General features: G+C 36.8%; 17 protein-coding genes and 1 other RNA gene. 8 read left to right on the plus strand and 10 right to left on the minus strand.

Annotation, left to right across the window (positions count from 1 at the left end; translation table 11 throughout):
- Nucleotides 1–54: 54 nt before the first annotated feature.
- The gene (gene mtgA, locus B3P23_RS11915) at nt 55–783 is read right to left on the minus strand and encodes a monofunctional biosynthetic peptidoglycan transglycosylase (RefSeq protein ID WP_293926212.1); all 729 of its coding nucleotides are present in this window, start codon (nt 781–783) and stop codon (nt 55–57) included.
- Between the two features lie 262 nt (nt 784–1,045).
- Here mtgA and mutS point away from each other — a divergent pair, with 262 nt between their 5' ends.
- Nucleotides 1,046–3,655, plus strand: coding sequence for a DNA mismatch repair protein MutS (gene mutS / locus B3P23_RS11920; RefSeq protein ID WP_293926215.1), 2,610 nt, complete (start codon nt 1,046–1,048; stop codon nt 3,653–3,655).
- Here the strand turns inward: mutS and B3P23_RS11925 are convergent.
- Entirely contained in the window at nt 3,652–4,854 is a 1,203-nt protein-coding gene (locus B3P23_RS11925; protein WP_293926218.1) for a hypothetical protein, read from the minus strand. The genes mutS and B3P23_RS11925 overlap by 4 nt on opposite strands.
- Nucleotides 4,855–4,951: 97 nt before the next feature.
- Between B3P23_RS11925 and B3P23_RS11930 the strand changes: the two genes are divergently transcribed.
- A complete protein-coding gene (locus tag B3P23_RS11930; protein ID WP_293926221.1) occupies nt 4,952–5,659 on the plus strand; it encodes a tRNA1(Val) (adenine(37)-N6)-methyltransferase in 708 nt (235 codons plus the stop codon).
- A 1-nt stretch (nt 5,660) separates the two neighbouring features.
- Nucleotides 5,661–6,155, plus strand: a complete 495-nt coding sequence (locus tag B3P23_RS11935) for a metallophosphoesterase family protein (RefSeq protein ID WP_248754814.1) — start codon at nt 5,661–5,663, stop codon at nt 6,153–6,155.
- Between the two features lie 9 nt (nt 6,156–6,164).
- On the opposite strand, the gene B3P23_RS11940 is transcribed toward B3P23_RS11935, so the two are convergent.
- Nucleotides 6,165–6,500 carry a MerR family transcriptional regulator gene (locus tag B3P23_RS11940; RefSeq protein ID WP_045752495.1) on the minus strand — a complete coding sequence of 112 codons (336 nt, stop codon included), beginning with the start codon at nt 6,498–6,500 and terminating at the stop codon, nt 6,165–6,167.
- A gap of 230 nt (nt 6,501–6,730) precedes the next feature.
- Here B3P23_RS11940 and B3P23_RS11945 point away from each other — a divergent pair, with 230 nt between their 5' ends.
- Nucleotides 6,731–7,072, plus strand: a complete 342-nt coding sequence (locus B3P23_RS11945) for a hypothetical protein (protein WP_045752496.1) — start codon at nt 6,731–6,733, stop codon at nt 7,070–7,072.
- Between the two features lie 74 nt (nt 7,073–7,146).
- Here the strand turns inward: B3P23_RS11945 and accD are convergent, their stop codons facing one another.
- From accD to dprA, 5 genes are all read right to left on the minus strand, one after another.
- Nucleotides 7,147–7,989 carry an acetyl-CoA carboxylase, carboxyltransferase subunit beta gene (accD, locus tag B3P23_RS11950; RefSeq protein ID WP_045752497.1) on the minus strand — a complete coding sequence of 281 codons (843 nt, stop codon included), beginning with the start codon at nt 7,987–7,989 and terminating at the stop codon, nt 7,147–7,149.
- Nucleotides 7,990–8,109: 120 nt separating this feature from the next.
- An RNA gene (gene ffs / locus B3P23_RS11955) (signal recognition particle sRNA small type) lies at nt 8,110–8,207 on the minus strand.
- Between the two features lie 84 nt (nt 8,208–8,291).
- Nucleotides 8,292–8,519: a DUF6814 family protein gene (locus B3P23_RS21425; protein WP_349681564.1), complete on the minus strand. Its 228-nt coding sequence runs from the start codon at nt 8,517–8,519 to the stop codon at nt 8,292–8,294.
- Nucleotides 8,512–9,993, minus strand: a complete 1,482-nt coding sequence (locus B3P23_RS11960; protein ID WP_248754813.1) for an MFS transporter — start codon at nt 9,991–9,993, stop codon at nt 8,512–8,514. The genes B3P23_RS21425 and B3P23_RS11960 overlap by 8 nt, the downstream gene beginning before the upstream one ends.
- Nucleotides 9,994–10,017: 24 nt before the next feature.
- Nucleotides 10,018–11,109: a DNA-processing protein DprA gene (dprA, locus tag B3P23_RS11965; protein WP_293926228.1), complete on the minus strand. Its 1,092-nt coding sequence runs from the start codon at nt 11,107–11,109 to the stop codon at nt 10,018–10,020.
- A gap of 205 nt (nt 11,110–11,314) precedes the next feature.
- On the opposite strand from dprA, the gene B3P23_RS11970 reads away from it, so the two are divergent.
- Both B3P23_RS11970 and B3P23_RS11975 read left to right on the plus strand, forming a co-directional pair.
- Complete coding sequence (locus tag B3P23_RS11970; protein ID WP_045752501.1) at nt 11,315–11,545, plus strand: hypothetical protein; 231 nt, start codon at nt 11,315–11,317, stop codon at nt 11,543–11,545.
- Between the two features lie 89 nt (nt 11,546–11,634).
- Entirely contained in the window at nt 11,635–12,240 is a 606-nt protein-coding gene (locus tag B3P23_RS11975; RefSeq protein WP_293926231.1) for a hypothetical protein, read from the plus strand.
- Nucleotide 12,241: 1 nt separating this feature from the next.
- Here the strand turns inward: B3P23_RS11975 and rsmG are convergent, their stop codons facing one another.
- Nucleotides 12,242–12,877 (minus strand): 16S rRNA (guanine(527)-N(7))-methyltransferase RsmG, encoded by a 636-nt coding sequence (gene rsmG / locus B3P23_RS11980; RefSeq protein WP_045752503.1) that lies wholly within the window; start codon nt 12,875–12,877, stop codon nt 12,242–12,244.
- A 23-nt stretch (nt 12,878–12,900) separates the two neighbouring features.
- Nucleotides 12,901–14,046 carry a glycosyltransferase gene (locus B3P23_RS11985; protein ID WP_293926233.1) on the minus strand — a complete coding sequence of 382 codons (1,146 nt, stop codon included), beginning with the start codon at nt 14,044–14,046 and terminating at the stop codon, nt 12,901–12,903.
- A 201-nt stretch (nt 14,047–14,247) separates the two neighbouring features.
- Between B3P23_RS11985 and tgt the strand changes: the two genes are divergently transcribed.
- Nucleotides 14,248–15,378, plus strand: coding sequence for a tRNA guanosine(34) transglycosylase Tgt (gene tgt, locus B3P23_RS11990; protein ID WP_094771771.1), 1,131 nt, complete (start codon nt 14,248–14,250; stop codon nt 15,376–15,378).
- Nucleotides 15,379–15,399: 21 nt separating this feature from the next.
- A complete protein-coding gene (locus B3P23_RS11995) occupies nt 15,400–16,479 on the plus strand; it encodes an LptF/LptG family permease (RefSeq protein ID WP_248754810.1) in 1,080 nt (359 codons plus the stop codon).
- The last annotated feature ends 3 nt before the right edge of the window (nt 16,480–16,482 follow it).

Consider the following 16,482-nt stretch of genomic DNA (forward strand, 5'->3'; position numbering starts at 1 on the left):
ATCGCTTTTTTTATCTCATTATGATCAATTCCTTAGATTAAGTGGCTGTTTGGATTACTCGGGTATATGATAATGATCCATATACCGAACTATGCTATTTGCTCTACGATTGACATATGTAGATGGATTTCGGGCATCCCACTGTCTTGGATTAGGCAAAATGGCAATGATCAGCGCAGCTTGCTTTTTTGATAATGTTGATCCTGATTTTTTGTAATAGTATTGAGATGCTGCCTCTGCACCATATACTCCCTGTCCCATTTCGATGACATTGAGATAGACTTCCAAAATTCGTTTTTTACTCCAGAATGTTTCGATCAAAACTGTAAAATAGGTTTCTAAACCTTTTCTAAGCCATGATCTTTTTGGCCACAGGAACACATTTTTTGCTACCTGCTGACTGATGGTACTTCCTCCACGGAGGTTTTTTCCATCTTTGTTCTTTTCTATTGCTTTTTGAATGGCATCGGTATCAAATCCCCAATGCGTCATAAAGTGTGCATCTTCTCCAGCTATTGCAGCATGTTTTAAGTTGTCTGAAAGCTTTTCGTAATTTAACCAGTCTTTCTCTAGCTTAAATCCTTTGTCTGCGGCCTGAAGCTCAAAACCTCGTTGAATCATGAGCCACGTGATGGGTGGATTGATAAATTTAAGTGCCAATACCCAAAATATTGTTATTGCAAAAAAACCTCCAATGATACGTAATGACCAAATTTTTAACTTTTTTTTCCAGCTTGTTTGAATCTTTTTTTTCTTAACATGATTCGTTCTCTTAATTGCCATATCTTTTGAAAAACTATGCAAAGGAACGAAATATTTTGTCTAATTGTTTTGGTAGATCTGGTTTGTACGCTGCTTTTTTTCAATAACATGTTTTTTCGTCTAGGCTTAGGTGTATGGTATGATCGTTTAGTTGAGGATAGGAGCGATGAAAGATGTGTTAGAAGTTAAAAAAGTGGATTAAGTTTTCATATTCTCTTTGATCGTTTGTCTAATCAGGTAGATTATGTTATTTTTACGGCTTATTATCATAAACGAAATCCAATTGGCAAAGGCAGAAAAAAAGGTAACTCCATTAATGCAACAATATAATGCAATCAAGGTTAAATATCCTGGTGCTTTGTTGTTGTTCCGTGTAGGTGATTTTTATGAAACATTTGGTGAAGATGCTATTAAGGCCGCCAGTATATTAGGTATTGTACAAACCAAAAGGGGAAATGGAACGGAATCTGAAACTGCATTGGCAGGTTTTCCTCATCATTCTTTGGAAACTTATCTTCCAAAACTTGTTCGTGCGGGTCAACGTGTGGCAATCTGTGATCAATTGGAGGATCCTAAGCAAACTAAAACTATTGTTAAACGTGGCGTAACGGAATTGGTGACACCTGGTGTGTCTTATAATGATAATATTGTTCAGCAGAAATCGAATAATTATCTCGCATCGATTTTTATTGATAAAACGCAAATTGGAATTTCTTTCTTGGATATTTCTACAGGAGAATTTTTGGTGGCGCAAGGTACTCAATCTTATATTGATAAGCTTTTGCAGGGTTTTAAACCTACTGAAGTTATTATGTCACGCAAGCAGTCTAAAGAGTTTTTAGATTTTTTTGGTAACCAATATTATACTTATACACTTGATGAATGGCCATATACTGGTGATTACGCATCGGAGAGTTTATTGAAGCACTTCGAAGTTAATTCGATGAAAGGCTTTGGTATTGATCGGATGCCTGTTGGAATTGTTGCTGCTGGTGTTGCCTTGCATTATCTAAATGAAACTGAACATCGCAACTTGCAGCATATTTCAAATATTGCACGTATCGAAGAAGATCGCCATATGTGGTTAGACCGTTTTACGGTGCGAAATTTGGAATTGATCGGGTCTGCTAACGAAAATGCAACGACGTTGTCAGATGTATTGGATCAAACGGCTTCTCCGATGGGTGCTCGTTTATTGAAAAGATGGATTGTGATGCCATTGAAAGATCGTAAGTCTATTCAGGAAAGGTTGGATGTTGTTGCGTATTTCACGGAGCATAAAGAATTGCGTGATGCTTTGATTCAAGAGATCAAATATGTGGGCGATCTGGAAAGGTTAATTTCTAAAATTGGTCTTCAGAAAGCTTCGCCTAGAGAGATTGTGCAGTTGAAACGTGCTTTGTATGCTATTGAGAAATTAAAGGAGTTGAGCAATCAGGAAAATTCGGAGGCGTTGCGCGTCATTGCTGAACAGTTGAATGTATGTGGGATCATCCGTGATAAGATCGAGAAAGAAGTTTTTGCTGAACCTCCAGTGGCTCTCAATAAGGGTAATGTCATTGCTGATGGGGTTGATGATGAATTGGATCGTCTGCGTAAAATAGCTTTTGGTGGTAAAGATTATTTAATTGAAATCCAAAAAAGAGAAGCAGAGGCTACTGGTATTCCTTCCCTAAAGATCGCTTTTAATAATGTATTTGGGTATTATTTGGAGGTGACCAATACGCATCGCGATAAGGTGCCTTCTGCATGGATTCGTAAACAGACGCTTGTCAATGCTGAACGTTATATTACGGAGGAGCTTAAGGAATATGAGGATCAAATCTTGGGAGCGGAAGAAAAGATTCAGGTTATCGAAAATCGTCTTTATGCTGAATTGCTGGTCGCTATTGCTGCTTATATCAAACCGATTCAGTTGAATGCCCAACTGCTTGCAAAATTGGATGTACTCTTGAACTTTTCTGTTATTGCAGAAAAGAATTATTATGTTCAACCGGAGATTTCTGAAAGTAAGGTCTTGGATATTAAAGGGGGGCGACACCCAGTTATTGAAAAGAAAATGGCTATTGGTGAGGATTATATCACGAATGATGTCTATTTGGATAACGACACGCAACAGGTCATCATCATTACAGGGCCGAATATGGCGGGTAAGTCTGCGCTTTTACGTCAGACTGCTCTGATTGTGCTGATGGCTCAGATTGGCTCTTTTGTACCTGTAAAGGAAGCTAAAATTGGTCTTGTTGATAAGATTTTTACGCGTGTAGGTGCTTCGGATAATTTGTCTTCTGGTGAATCGACTTTTATGGTTGAGATGAATGAGACTGCGAGTATCATGAACAACCTTTCGGACCGTAGTTTAATTTTACTGGATGAGATCGGTCGTGGTACAAGTACTTATGATGGTATTTCTATTGCTTGGGCTATTGCTGAGTTTTTACATAATCATCCTACTGCTAAAGCCAAAACTTTATTTGCGACTCACTATCATGAATTAAACGAATTGACGAATTCTATGCCGCGTATTAAAAATTATAATGTGACGGTTAAGGAGGTCAATAATAAGGTGATATTCTTGCGTAAGTTAGTTCCTGGCGGGTCAGAGCATAGTTTTGGTATTCATGTTGCTAAATTGGCTGGTATGCCTCCGAAATTGCTTTCTCGGGCCAATGAAATATTGAAACGATTGGAACAGGAGCGAACAGGTGGGGAACAGATCAAGGATAGTATGCGGAAAATTCAAAAGCAGGCTTATCAATTGCAGATGTTCTCAATTGATGATCCAGTGCTTGAGAAAATCCGTGATATGCTGAATAATTTGGATGTAAATACGTTGACTCCTGTCGAGGCTCTTATGAAGTTGGACGAGATCCAACGTCTACTAAAGAATTAAAAGCGAAAAAATAATTCTACGCTTCCGTAGTGATTATAGATGTTGCTCATGAGTTTACTATCCCATTGGTATGGTGTATAGTGATATCCAGCTTCTAATCCAATATAATTTTTTCCTTTTAATTGTCGCATGCCGGCTATACTTAGTCCAAGATGCATGGTATTAACGGTGTACAATTTTTTTGAATTTCCTCCGTATATATAATCCCCAAAAGAATCGTAGTATCCATCGGTATAAATGTCTTCGGATATTCCAGTATCTACCATGTCTATTCCTAAATTAAGTTTCGGGATGACAATAAATTTGGTGTTATCGTAGATTTTATATCCAAGAGCACCTCCGAAAAAAAGACCAAAGTCAGCATTTACAGATTCTGTCGTACCGTAATAATTGTAATCAAAATTTTTATCATTGCTATTGATCCGCACTTTAAATCCTCCTTCAAAAATAAATGATTTGGCTAAAGAACTCATGATGGAAAATCCGAGTGACATGTTTGGACCAAATGTTGTATTTGAACCTCCTAGTGGTCCATATACTCCTATATAAGGTAGAAAACCGATTCTTGACTTGTTGTCGTACTCTGCTATGGCTATTGGGTCTTCTTGTTCTTCTTTGATCGTGTTTTCGGTATGATCTTTTATGATTGTCTGGCTATTGTTTTGCCGAGTATCCTGGATTGCTCCTTGTTGGTTTTTTAATAATTCGTTGTTAGAAAAAAGGTTTAAGATATCGACTTCGGCTTCTGACAGGACATAGGATTGTGATTGCAATAATGCTTTTGACCGTGTTTTGATCAATAGGTCAATGGGGTGCCTTAATGGGAAATAATTATATTGCTGTTTATTGGACTCATATTGGTAAATGTAATCTTCTCTTTCGGCATCCCGAAATCGAATGATTAATTGTTCATCAAAACCATTTTCTATATATTTTTCTATCGCATTGCTACTTTGCTGCTTTGCTATAATTAAATTTATAATTTTGATCCGTTGGCCTAATTCGGTGGGACCACAGCTTTGCTCGATTTGTGCCACTATTGGTGTTAATTGAGCATATTGATTTGTATTTAATAATTTGGTTATTGCCTCAAGAGAATTTTTTATGGTAGATTCACATGTTTCTTGTGCTGCACAGTATGTGAAATTACTGATTAATGAAATGATACTGAAGAGTATGACAAATATATAACGATTCATATGGACTTTAGTTGATCGTATAAAGTAACGAAAATTTATTTAATTTTTATATTGATCTGACCAACACAACGGCTCTAAAACAATTATCTTTGTGGGGATGGCTTCTATATTTCAATTTAAAGAGTTTGCGGTGGATCAGTCGGATTGTGCGATGAAAATTAATACAGATGGTGTATTACTGGCTGCATTGGTTCAGATTGATTCTTCATCCCGTATATTGGATATTGGTACAGGAACCGGGGTAATCGCTTTGATGTTGGCACAGCGCTATGTTAAAAGCGAGGTGGTCGCTGTAGAGATTGATCCAGAGTCGGCTCACCGGGCGGTATCAAATTTTAGAAATTCTATCTTTAGTGATCGTATGGTGATGCATGCTTGTTCATTTCAAGATTTGGATGATACTAAGCCGTTTGATTTTATTATTTCTAATCCACCTTTTTACACGGATTCTTTGCATAATCCAGATGCAAGAAAGAAATTGGCTAGACATACCAATTTAGAATTTTTTAATGAATTATTGCAATTTTCGGCTCAATCTCTATCTCCAACTGGGTGCTTGGCTTTGATCTTACCTACGTTATTGGCGGATGACTTGAAAGTAATAGCCGAAAAATTGGATTTGAGATTAGAACGGGAGATCTTGATCCGATCTTTTGAAAATGATGTGGTCATTCGAAAAATTGTTATTTATCAGAAGGGTTATTGTGGTGAGGCTGTAGTCTCTGATTTTATTATTTATCAAGCAAAGGGTGTTTATTCGGATATGTATAAAACTGCTTTGAAACCTTATTTTTTAGCTTTTTAGTATGACAAAGATTGGATTGATTTCTGACACGCATTCTTATTTAGATGAAGCTGTATTTAAACATTTCGAGCATTGTGATGAGATATGGCATATTGGTGATTTTGGTAATAGCAATGTTGCTGATCAGCTGGAGGGCTTTAAACCTCTGCGTGGTGTCTACGGTAATATCGACGATCAAGCGTTACGGCTTCGGTTTCCTGAAGATTTGAGATTTTCCTGTGAGGGGGTTGATGTGTGGTTGACGCATATTGGAGGGTACCCTGGTAAATATGCTCCGAGAATTAAGAAAAAGATATCCGAAGATCCGCCTCAATTATTTATTACAGGTCATTCACATATTTTGAAGGTGATGTATGATCAGAAATTAAAATGTCTACATCTGAATCCTGGTGCTGCTGGTAAACAGGGATGGCATAAGGTGAGAACACTGATGCGATTTGAAATTAATGGGAGTAAAATCGAGCATTTAGAAATTATTGAGCTCGCTGGAAGATAAGGCTAAAATTTATAAGCTATCGCGCACTTCCAATAAAAAGCTTTTTAATTTTTCTAAGGAATCAACAACGCGTTGATTTTCTTTTGCTTCTGATTTATTGGTGCGTAGATACTCTCGAGCACCTTGGAGTGTATATCCTTTATCTTTGACTAAGTTGAAAATAATTTTCAAATTAGCAATATCATCTTGTGTAAACAGACGATTTCCTTTTTTATTCTTTTTGGGTTGAATAATATCAAATTCACGCTCATAAAAACGAATTTGGGATGCATTGACATTAAACATTGCTGTCACTTCACCCATCGTATAATACAATTTATTAATTTCGCGCTCTTTGTAAGGCATACTGATTTACTAAGTTTTATATAACAAACTTAGATAAATTTACTTAGATAAGCAATTGTATTGTGTATCTAAGACAAATTTATTCGTTTTCATATCTATTCATATTTTTTATGTCATGCTTTGTTATTTTTATACTCTCTGTTGAACTGTTTGTTGCAGATCTTTCTTAGTGGGGGGCGATATTGATCTATCGCATTTTAGTAAAATTGAATTTTTAAATTTGAAGAGTTATGATTTTGGTTAGTCGTTTTTGGACAAAAATATTTTCATTTGGGAAGGCTGATGCCATTACTATTTATCCTTTTATTTTTCTGAAAAAGCGTATGTTTAAAGAGAATAAACAATTGATCAATCATGAGCGGATTCATATCAGGCAGGCTGCTGAGTTGTTGATTATATTTTTTTATATGAGCTATCTACTTGAATTTTTATTTCGATATGTACAATACCGTGATTTTCATACTGCTTATTTAAATATTTCTTACGAGCGTGAAGCTTATGCTAATGAGGCTAATTTTGATTACTTGTCGCAGCGAAAGTTTTGGGCTTTTGGACAATATTACAAAAAATAAGAGCGCTACCGATAGCGCTCTTATTTTAAAGCTAGCATGTCTGCCAGGTATATTTTTTATTGAATAGATTTGGATTACTTTACCAATCTTAAATAGGTCGATACTTTATCTTTCAATTGTCTTCTATCCACGATAAAATCCAAGAAACCATGTTCTAGAATAAATTCTGATGTTTGGAATCCTTTTGGAAGATCTTTTTTAATCGTTTCTTTGATTACACGAGGTCCTGCGAAGCCAATTAGAGCTCCAGGTTCAGCGATATTAATATCACCTAACATTGCGTAAGAAGCAGTTACTCCTCCTGTTGTTGGATCTGTAAGTAAACATACATATGGTAAGCCTGCTTTAGCTAACAATGCTAATTTTGCAGCAGTTTTTGCCATCTGCATCAATGAAAATGCAGCTTCCATCATACGTGCACCACCTGATTTTGAGATCAACATAAAAGGAAGTTTATGTTCGATACAATAATCTATGGAGCGTGCAATCTTTTCACCTACTACAGATCCCATTGATCCTCCGATGAAGGTAAAGTCCATACAGGCAATCACTAATTCTTGACCATCAATCTTGCCATGACCAGATCGAATAGCATCTACCAATCCAGTTTTTGCTTGGCTTTCTTTTAAACGTTCTGTGTAGGGCTTTGAATCGAAGAAATTTATTGGATCTCCTGAGCTTAGTGTAGGGAATAATTCAGTAAACTCATTATTATCAAAAATGATTGAAAAATAAGCTGCAGAACCAATTCTAAGGTGGTATCCACAGTATTGACAAACGTAATTGTTTTCGATTTGTTCAAGGTTCAACAACGGTTTTTTACATGAAGGACATTTGTTCCACAATCCGTCTGGCGCCTCTTTTTTATTTTCTGTTGCCGTGTTTATTCCGGCTTTATCTCTTTTAAACCAACTCATACGATAGTTCTAATTCAGTTACAAATAAACAAAATTATTTTGTTTAGTAGAAGTATTCCTTAAAATTGCTGTGTATTTACGATTTGTGAAAGGAAGCTACCCGAAATTTTGGGCATAAAAAATGGGTAAGCTCCTTTTATCGCACCGCTCAACCAAATACCCTTGCTTTGTTCCCAACCTGGGGGAGTCAATGGGAGCTGGTCGTAAAAGACTTACCCGTCACAAAAGTAGAAAAAAAATCCTTCTAAAGAAAGATTTTTTGCTATTTGTGCTTACTGTATTGATAGTCAGCTACAATAATTTTAAGTTTTGTCTTTTGCATACTCTCCACAAAGGGAATAATAGCCAAAAAGCCCTAATCCTAGCGATATAATCGGGGTCAAAACAAACATAATGATGATTCCGAATACTAAATCTTCTTGGTGACCGATCTTTATTTTGGGAATTGCGAGCTCAAAAAGGCAAAAGTATGCGGTGAAAAGGGCTAGGGCAATCCATAGAATGCCTAATATTTTTTTTAGATTATCCATTGTTGAGATGATTAGGTTTATTTTTTATATATAGTGATCCGATTATGAAGCATACGGCTGCAATAATGATGGGATACCATAGTCCTGCTAGATAAAATTCAGGATCTTGTGCGACTTGTGCATTGGTGGTCAGGTAAGTCGAAATTGCGGGTAATAGGCCTCCGAAAATACCATTTCCGACATGGTAAGGAAGTGACATCGATGTGTAACGTATCTTGACTGGAAACATTTCGACTAAAAAAGCTGCAATTGGACCATAGACCATGGTTATGTAAATAATCTGGATGAATATTAATGCGGTTAACCATATGCGGTTTTGGCCATGTACTGTGATATTCTTCTTGATAATGGTTTGCTTTGTGTTTGTTAGTTCACTTGTTTCTTGCATTTGAGTTCCATCTGTGTATTCCTTTATGGTAAGTTGTTGATTATTATTTAATTTTTGGATTTTACTAAAACTTATTTCTTTTGTTGTGGTATCTGCTAGTTGGTACATCGCTTTGTAAATAGGTCGGTAGGTACAAAGTGCGAATAGCATCCCTAAAAGCATAATCCACTTTCTTCCGACTTTATCACTTAACCAACCAAAAAGGATGAAAAATGGTGTTCCGACCAGCAATGCTGTTCCTAAGATCATATCTGCTTCGTCAGAATTGAGATGCATAACGGTTTTCATGTAACTCATGGAGTAGAATTGCCCGGTGTACCATACTACTCCCTGTCCCATTGCGGCGCCAAATAAAGCTAGTAGTACAAATTTAAGATTGTAACGATTACCGAAGCTTTCTTTTAAGGGATTTTTGCTGGTTGTACCTTCTTGTTTGGCTTTGGCGAACTCGGGTGATTCGCTCATGTTTTTACGGATGAGATAAGATACATAGACCATGAGTATGGATAGAATAAAGGGAACACGCCATCCCCATGCGTCAAATTGTTGTTCGGTTAAGATGTATTTTGTTACCAGTATAACAACTAAAGAGATAAATAAACCGAAAGTTGCTGTTGTTTGTATCCAGGATGTCCAGTAGCCACGTTGGCCTTCTGGTGCATGCTCGGCAACATATGTTGCTGCTCCACCATATTCACCTCCAAGCGCAAGCCCTTGTAATAAACGTAAAATCAGTACTAATAAGGGTGCGAAAAAACCGATGCTTTCATAACTTGGGATGCAGCCGATGAGGAATGTCGCACCTCCCATTAATAATAATGTAACCATAAATGTGTATTTTCTCCCAATCAGGTCTCCTAATCGGCCGAAAAAGAGTGCGCCAAATGGTCGTACGACAAAGCCTGCTGCAAATGTGGCTAGGGTGGAAAGGAATGCAGCAGTGGGATTGTCTGCTGGAAAAAATTTGGTTGAAATAACGATGGAGAGACTTCCGAAAATAAAGAAGTCATACCATTCGATGAGGGTTCCCATGGAAGAGGCTCCAATTACCTTCCAAATTGTTTTGGTGTTTGTATTTTCTTTCATTTAGTTTTATAAGGTTGTTTAGGTTTAAATTTTATATATTTTGCCAGGTAAAGAGGTGATATGACCATTCATCTCCATTTCGAGTAGGATCATCGCGAGCTTACTTTGAGGCCACTTGCAGTAATGCGTGATCTCATCAATTCCAGCTTGCTGTTTATCTTGTAAGAAAGTATAGAGATAAAGTTGATCACGGTTTAAATCGGTGGGTATCAGTGGTAATTGTACACCGATTTGTTCTTGCTGAGGTTCCCAATTCATGAGATAACAGAGGTCTTTGGCATCTCGAATTAGATGAGCACGGTTTGTCTTGATCAAATAATTGCATCCAGCTGAGTAGGCTTGATCTATAGCACCTGGAAAGGCGCATACATCTCGGTTGTAGCTATTGGCTATTTCAGCAGTGATGAGGGCACCTCCTTTTATAGCGGCTTCGATCACGATTGTTACGTCGGACATTCCTGCAATAATACGATTGCGCATAGGAAAGTTTTGGCGGTCGAGATTGCTGTCGGAAGGGAATTCGGTCAGTAGACCTCCGTGCTGCAGCATGGCTGTTGCCGTTTCTCTATGACTAGTAGGATATATGCGGTCTAGCCCATGACCTAATACGGCTATTGTAGGTATCTGATGATGAAGTGCAGCTCGATGGGCCATGATATCAATGCCATAGGCGAGCCCGCTGACAATTGTTGTATTCAATGGTTGCATTTGTTCAATAAGCTTGTCACAAATTTTACGACCATAATTTGTAGCGTTTCTTGTACCAACGATACTAACGATCCGTTGTTTATTGAGATGAGTATTGCCTTTGTAATATAGAACAAGAGGTGCATCTTCGCAGTTTTTTAATTTCTGTGGATAATCTGAATTGTCGATCCACAGCACTTGTATATGATGTTTTTCAACAAATGCAAGTTCTTTTTCGGTTGCTTCTTGATAGTTTTTTGCTGCTATTTCGTTTGCTGTTCTACTGCTTACTCCCGGGATTTTTGCTAATGTGCTTGCTTTAGTCTCCAAAATCTCTTGCACAGAACCACAGTGAGCGAGTAAAATGCGCGCAGTTTTAGGTCCTACCCCCTTAATTTTGGTAAGTGCTATTTGATGGTAAAAGTTCATAGTTGGTATTTTAAAGATAGGCTTTAGTTCTGTGATTTAAAACTAAAAATTGATATATTCTAGTATATTTCAGCTGATGGCATTATTGATTTATTGTACTACTTGATTATATTATGGCTGAACATGGTCCTCTGAAAGAGGAAATGGAGAGAGGTATTGAATTACTCAAGAAAACCAATAACTTTGTCCATTAAATTTTTGCAATATGGAAATGAAAGAGCCTTTTGATATAGAAATTGAAAATGTTGTTTACTCGGTATTCCCGGAAGAAGAAGATACTTATGTTATTTTTAAAGAGGGGGTAGAGTATGTGCAGATTATTAAAGATACAGAGAATGTGTGGTTGAAAACTAATCCTGAGACGGGCTTACCGATGTTTGGTATGGACGAAGAGATCAATGCGATCGGTAAGAAAATTATTGAGGAATTGGGTTAGTCATTAAAGATTGATAGACAGTTAAACAAAGTTAAAATCGCCAATTATCTTTCTTTTGTTATTATTTTTAAATAACTCATTATAAAGAAATGAATACAGGTCGCTTATTTTTTTTGCTGTCTATCTGTCTACTTTTATCTGTTAGCGGTGCGTTGCCTTCATCTGCTTGTTTTGTCTTTTCCTTTCAAGATACCAGTGTTCGGAGTACAAAAATAATTAAGCAGGATACCACCATATTGGATACTGCACAAATAGTCGGGGAAAAATCATCAGCGGAAGAGAAAATGGCCGAAAAGCTGGTTACGTATAGGTCGATATACTTTTGGGGAGATACGAAAAACATGGTGACCTTACCCCATATGGGTGGTTTGGCAGTTAATCTCAATAAGTTTTATAATCTTTTGAGCAGGCAAGGTCGTGCTTCTCGACGGCTTCAGAAGCAGTTTGAACGTGAGTTTGAACAGGACAAGGTCTTAGCAAAATGGGCTGCTTTAACTCAAGCATACACTGTTCTAACGGGAGACTCTTTGGTTAAGTTTCGTGCTTATTATGAACCTTCCTCTAGATGGTTGCGCAAGGCAGATCATTACGACCAGATTGCTTATGTGCAACACAGTTTAAAGAACTACCTTGATTCTGTCGAAATTATTCATCAACGTCTGAGTCTCCCTAAATTAGAGATTTTAAATCCCTAAATTACATCGGTACGTAAACCACAAATTTTGTTTCAAAAAAATCTTCTTTGAAATAATTAGATAGTGGGTGCAGCTCGGCCTTTAAGCGAGATTCTTTAATTTCTTCTGCTAAATCTCCACCTTTGAGGTATAAAATACCGTTTGGAATTCCATTTTTATCTTGTTTCAAGAACTTATTGCGAATCCAAGGAGCAAAATCTGCTAATCGTGTTACCGCTCGTGACACAATAAAATCGTATTTGTCATCCAATTGCTCGGCACGAATATGATCTGCTTCTACATTTTGAAGTCCTAGTGCTGCTGCTACTTCGCGAACTACTTTAATTTTTTTGCCGATAGAGTCTACTAAGTGAAATTTTACTTCGGGGAATAATATAGCTAATGGTATTCCTGGGAAACCTCCACCAGTGCCTACATCAAGGATACGTGTGCCTGGTGCAAAGGTCATGGCGTATTTTGCGATACCTAAGGAATGTAACACGTGGTGTAAGTAAAGGCTTTCAACATCTTTACGTGAAATAACGTTGATCTGATTATTCCAAAACGGGTAAAGTTCTGCTAGTTGTGCAAATTGTGTTTTCTGAACTTCTGTTAAGTTTGGAAAATACTGATATATAATGTCTACTGTAGGATTCAATGTGATTGTTTTAAAAATGAATATTATTTCCAGCTGATGGATTTCTTTTTTCGGTTGAATAAACCGTTGATGCAAATATAGAAATAGTAGATGATGTCTAATAATGGCAACCACCAAATGAGATCAAAAACTGCTAATTTTCGATATATTGATCTGAAAACTAAAATCTGTGTTATTAATCTGATGAGGTATGCGGCTAGTGGTATATACCAATAGTGTGGAAAAATAATTGCCGTAAGAATTAGTGCACAGTAGAATAAAAAGGACGTGATGAGCTGCGTGCCCAACATGCGCTGATGTCTTTTTTTGTAAATGACGGATGCTCCTGAGTGCCTCGCTTTTTGTTTGTAATAGGTTTTCCAAGTTGTTTTAGGTTCAGAATACACTATGGCATCAGGATGTATGGATAGGGCTACATTTTTTTTGGTTGCATTTTCATTGACGAAAAGATCATCATCTCCAGATTTGATATGCATGTGGGAAGCAAATCCTTTTTTACTGAAAAATAGTTTTTTTGTGTATCCCATATTTCTTCCAACGGCCATGTATGCGTCTTTCTTTAAGGCATAGGATAGATAACTCATTGCTGTATGGGTTGTCTCAAAGCGGATGAGTTTATTTAAGAAGCCTTTATATTTGAAATATGGCGAATACCCGATGACAATTTCTTTGTTGGGCTGGCTTAGCGCTCCTGCTGTTTCTTTTAACCAATTGTTGGAGTTTGGACTACAATCGGCATCGGTGAAGACCAGTTTTTCGTAAATGGCTGATTTGATACCGAGCGTAACAGCGAATTTCTTTCCGTGTTTAAGACGAATATGTTCTTTTATATCAACAATTTTAAGGTTTTCATATTTTTCTTGAAAATCTTTTAAAACCCATTTGGTTTCATCAGTGGAATAATCATTGACAACAATGACTTCAAATTGAGGATAGTCTTGCTCTAAAATGTATGTTAAAAATTGTTGGAGGTTTTTCTGTTCGTTATGTGCACAGATGATAACAGAGATGGGATCAAATTGATCTTGTTCTTGATAAGAGCGCACTTTATGAAGACTTAGCTTTCCGTACACAAATATAATATAGTACAGCTGGATGAGCAGTAATAAACAGATGACGCCAAAGGCGATATAGGGGTAATAGATGGCGTATTGTTGTATGATGGACATAGTTTGCAAAGATAGTATGTTAGAAGGATATTTGCTTTAATAATGTTTTTTCTAGTGTAAATGTTAAAATCTTGTAAAAGGACAGTCTTTGCATTGGTTTTTATAGTATTTTTGCAAAGATTTTTAAAAAAACAAGCTGGGGAATTTGTTTTCTGAAATAGTAAAAATCATCAAATTAGAGTCCCCAAAAATTAAATATTAATGAAATTCACCCTTCAAGTACAAGATAAATTTTCTAAAGCGCGTGCAGGTGTTGTTGAGACAGCTCACGGAAAAATTCAAACTCCTATTTTCATGCCTGTTGGTACAGCAGGTACGGTCAAAGGTGTTCATCAGCATGAGCTGAGAAATGATATTAAAGCTCAAATCATTTTGGGAAATACTTATCATTTATATTTACGACCGGGACTGGATGTTTTGAATAAGGCTGGTGGTCTTCATAAATTTAATGGTTGGGATCGCCCAATTTTAACAGATTCTGGAGGTTATCAAGTTTACTCTTTGTCAGACAACCGTAAGATACGAGAAGAAGGTGTAACGTTCCGGTCACATATTGATGGTTCAAAGCATTTATTCACTCCAGAAAATGTAATGGATACGCAGCGGGTGATCGGTGCAGATATTATTATGGCTTTTGATGAGTGTACGCCTTATCCTTGCGACTATGGCTATGCGCGTCGTTCTATTGAAATGACTCACCGTTGGTTAAAAAGATGTTGTGATCGTTTTGACAGTACAGAACCCTTATATGGATATGACCAGACTTTGTTCCCAATTGTTCAAGGATCTGTGTATAAAGACTTACGCGAAAGGTCTGCTGAGAAAATTGCTTCTTTCAATCGTGAAGGAAATGCAATCGGAGGTTTATCGGTAGGAGAACCTGCTGAGGAAATGTATGCGATGACCGAAGTTGTGTGTCATATTCTTCCCGAAGATAAACCTCGTTACTTGATGGGTGTGGGTACGCCAATCAATCTACTTGAAAATATCGCTTTGGGTATTGATATGTTTGACTGTGTCATGCCAACGCGTAATGCACGTAATGGTATGCTTTTTACACGTCACGGAACGATCAATATCAAGAATGAAAAATGGAAGGACGATTTTTCGCCAATTGATCCTGATAGTGATCTGTACTCCGATCAAGTATATACAAAAGCATATTTACGTCATTTGATCCGTTCACAAGAACTTTTAGGTGCACAGATTGCTTCTCTACATAACTTACACTTTTATTTATGGTTGGTCAATGAGGCTCGTGAGAAAATTGTAGACGGTACATTCTACGATTGGAAAAATAAAATGGTTAAAGTATTGGGTCAACGTTTGTAATTTTTGCATCTTAGTAGTATTATGTTTTCTATAATCGATCGTTATATTATTAAAAAGTACCTGAGCACCTTTGTGTTCACGATGGCTATCTTTACGGTCGTCATGGTTATTTTTGATATTTCTGAGCGGTTGGATGATTTCTTGAAATATAATGCTCCTATGGACAAAATTATATTTGAATATTATGCTGGATTTATTCCGTTTTATTTGAATTTCTTATGTCCTTTGATCAACTTTATTGCTGTCATCTTTTTTACTTCAAAGATGGCAGATCAAACAGAAATTGTCCCAATATTAAGTGCTGGATATAGTTTCAACCGCCTTTTAAGACCTTATGCTTTTTCTGCTACGCTGATATTTGCTGTCTCATTTATATTCAACTTATATATTATTCCTCGAACGAATAAGATCAAGATCGGGTTTGAAAATGTGTATGTCAAGCCCTTGAAGGATAATACAAAGGTATCGACTCATATGCAAATTGATAAAAACAGTTATGTTTATATCGATAACTTTGATAATAATGCTAAGGTTGGCTATAAATTTGTCTTAGAGAAATTTAAGGGTGATACTTTATTGGAAAAGTTAATTGCTGAACGTATTACATGGGATTCGGTGACGACGAAATGGAAAATACATGATTATTCGAATCGTATCATTAATGGTCTGCATGAACGCATGGATAAAGGTACGGTCAAAGATACGACCTTGGATATGAAACCTAGTGATTTTGAACTTTATGACAATATTTTCACTGCTATGGATACCAAGGAGCTTAATGAGCGTATCTATAAAGAAGAAATTAGGGGGACTGGTATGATGACGGATCTTAAACTGGAAAAGTATAAGCGTTATGTATATCCATTTTCAGCATTTGTATTGACCTTAATGGGTGTTGCCCTGTCGTCAAAGAAAGTAAGAGGAGGTATTGGATTGAGTCTGGGTGTGGGTATCGGATTGAGTTTTACTTATATTGTATTTATTCAATTTGCCAATATGTTTTCGTTAAAAGGTGGGCTTCCACCATTGATTGCGGTATTGATCCCCAATGTAACGTTTTTAATTATTGCAATCTATCTGGCCATAAGAGCGCCAAAATAAACA

The organism is Sphingobacterium sp. UBA6320 (assembly GCF_002440335.1).
Taxonomy (GTDB): domain Bacteria; phylum Bacteroidota; class Bacteroidia; order Sphingobacteriales; family Sphingobacteriaceae; genus Sphingobacterium.